The sequence below is a fragment of the Acidiphilium sp. genome (genome assembly GCF_049977125.1).
In the GTDB taxonomy this organism is placed as follows: domain Bacteria; phylum Pseudomonadota; class Alphaproteobacteria; order Acetobacterales; family Acetobacteraceae; genus Acidiphilium.
In genome coordinates this window covers 5,126-7,526 of sequence record NZ_JBMFGY010000133.1, presented here as the reverse complement: position 1 = coordinate 7,526, position 2,401 = coordinate 5,126, and the positions used below count along the sequence as shown (strand labels likewise).

Annotated in this window: 1 protein-coding gene; it reads right to left on the bottom strand. The window is 67.6% G+C overall.

Annotation, left to right across the window (positions count from 1 at the left end):
* The coding region (locus tag ACP5E6_RS14815; protein WP_427955213.1) for a beta strand repeat-containing protein at nt 1–2,375 on the bottom strand (2,375 nt) is incomplete at its 3' end.
* Nucleotides 2,376–2,401 lie beyond the last annotated feature (26 nt).

Genomic DNA, 2,401 nt, shown 5'->3' with positions numbered 1-2,401 from the left:
TGATGGATGCTGGACAGGTTGGTGGATACCGCCGCACCGCTGGTGCTCAGCTGCGCATCGAGACTGGCCTGGGGCGATCCGGTTGCGACATTCTGCACGCTCAACGCCTGCGCCGCCGGCGTGCTGCCGATCCGGACATTGCCGAAATCGATGCTGGCGGGTGTTATGTTCGGGTTCGCCTGATTGATCACCGTCGCCCCGAGCGACCAGGTATATCCCAGACTCTGCGACGGCAGGGCGGTATTGCCGAGACCGTCGATCGTGCCGTTCGAGACGAAATCGAGCCCGACCGTGCCACCGACCGACCCCGCCTGCGTGGCATCGAGCGTGACCGCCATGGCATTGCTGCTCTGCCCGGCCGCGAGATTGGTGATCGATCCCGATGTGGTCAGCTGCGGATTCGTGGTCGTGCCGAAACTGGCGTCGAGCCCCTCCTGATAGGCCGCCGAGGGCGCGGTCAGGGTGTTGGCGACGGTGAGATGATCGGTCACCGCCTGCCCGACCTGCACCACGCCGAAATTCAAACTCGCATTGTTCGCCCCGAGCGAGGAGGTGACGGTCGGTGTGGCATAGGCATAGGCCGCACCGGTGATCGACATGGTCTGACCGGCGACGTTGTCGAAATTGGAGACGATCTTCACCGACTGGCCGGCGAGCGCACCGGCGGTGGTCGGGTCGTAGGTCAGGCTCTCGGTGGTGGACCCGCCGGTCGCGATCGGGCCGAAATTCTGCGCGGTCACGCCGAGCGACGGATCGGTGATCCCGGTGTTCTGGATCGCGCCACGCAGCGCGGGGCCGGTGGTACCGGTGTTCTCGATCGCGTATTGCGCGGTGTTGGTGCTGCCGACATGGACATTGCCGAGTGCGAGCGTCGGCGTCGCCGTCCCGCCGTTGGCGACACCGCTGCCGCTGACCGCGAGCGCCACATTGCCGGCGGCGAGGATCGCGCCGGTGCCGGTGACGCCGGCATGATTGTCGTACGCGTTGCCGACCCCGGTATTGGTGTTGTCGTAATCGCTGGAGACGGTGATGCTGTTGGCGCCCAGCGCGAGCCCGCCACTATCGGCCAGGGTGCCGGTGGTGCTGCCACCGCTCGCATGGCTGAGATCGAGTGTCGCCCCGGTGGCGATGGAGGCGGTGCCCGCACCGGCGATCCCCGGCGTTGCCACCAGCGTGCCACCGCTCGCCGTGATGGTGCCGGCATTGGCGACCGGCCCGCCGCCGGTCGTGGTCAATGTGCCGTTGCCACCCAGCGTGGCGCCCGATGCATTGGTGATCGCAGCGGCGGTGACGCTGCCGCCCGCCAACGTCATGGTGCCGCCGGTCTGATTGGCGGTGGTCCCGAGATCATAGACCGACCCCGCCCCGACATCGGTGGTGCCCGCATTGCTCAGCGTGCCGCCCACGGCCAGTTTATCGCCGGTCGTCGGCATCGAGAGGCTGCCGCCCGCGGCCACCGTGACCCCCGCACCGGCGGTGAGGCTCTGCGGTGTCGCCGCCTGATAGGTCAGCGCATTGCCGCCGTTGATCGCCAGGCTGTTGACCGTGGCATCCTGATCGAGCGTGACGGCGCCGTTGCCGGTCGATCCGATCGTGACATCCGAGGTCGGCACCGGAACTGCGTTCGACCAGCCGGACGCCGTGCTGAACGTGCCGGTGCCACCGTTCCAGCTGTCGGCGGTATTGGTCGGCGTGTTGACGACCTGGAGCGTGACGTTGCCGGCTCCGTTGTTATAGGAGGCTTCGAGGGTCAACCCGTTGCCGAGATCGACGCTGGTGCCGTTGCCGGTGGCGCCGTTGTAGCTCAGCGCACCGAATTCTCCGGTGAGATTATCCGTGCCGAAGGTGAGCGGCGTGAAGCTCTGGCCGGCCGCCAGCGTGAAGCCGTTGCTGGTGATCGGGGTCAGCGTGCCGCCGGCGAGCAGAACCGGGCCGGCGGTGACCGCGAGGCTGCTCGCCTGCCCGGCGCCCGTGCCCTGGAGCAGCGCGTTCACCGTGCCGGTGCTCTGATTGGTGTAGCCGCCGCTGATGCTCAGGCTGCCGGTCTGGTCGTTGGTGTAATTGCCGCCGCCGATCGCCGCCGCATTGGTGACGGTGCCGTCGATCGTGCCGCTGCCCTGAACCGTGCCGCCCTGATTGAGCACGGCGCCGGTCAGTGTGCCATCCACCGTGGTGGTACCGGCGGTCTGGGTGTAGGCATTGCCGTTCCCGATCGTCAGCTGGCTGTTGGTGCCGATCGAGACGGACCCGGTGGTGGTCATGGCCCCGGCCACCGTCATCTGTGCCGTGGCACCCGTTGCGTTGCCGCCGGTCAACTGGACCGAGCCGTTGTTCGTGACCGTGCCATCGACGGCGAGCAGATCGGATTTGCTCATGCCGCTATTGCCGACGCCGATGCCGG